The sequence below is a fragment of the Streptococcus suis genome, assembly GCF_024509555.1.
GTDB lineage: Bacteria > Bacillota > Bacilli > Lactobacillales > Streptococcaceae > Streptococcus > Streptococcus suis_AD.
The window spans coordinates 1-288 of record NZ_JAMWEL010000078.1 but is presented as its reverse complement, the minus strand read 5'-3'; the positions used below and the strand labels follow the sequence as shown (position 1 = coordinate 288).

Here is a 288-nt window from a genome sequence, read left to right as displayed (position 1 = left end):
ACATTCCAGTAACTGTAACAACAGACGGTGTTGAGAAAGTTGTTAATGTTCCAGTCACTATCCAACGCGATACAGATGGCGATGGTCAACCAGATGTGACGGACACAGATGATGACAACGACGGTATTCCAGACGACGTTGAGAAACAAAATGGTACAGATCCTAAGACACCGAATACAGACTCTGCTGTAACCCCAGCAACTGTAGTTGAAGGTCAACCAGTTGAAAATACTAAGGTTATCACACCAGAATCACCAAATTCAGTGATCACACCATCAGAACCAGTTA

At 43.4% G+C, this 288-nt stretch carries 1 protein-coding gene; it reads left to right on the top strand.

Features of this window, described 5'->3' with window-relative positions; all coding sequences use genetic code 11:
• Nucleotides 1–288 (top strand): hypothetical protein (locus NF418_RS10415; protein ID WP_256779546.1); only part of this gene is annotated, 288 nt, incomplete at both ends.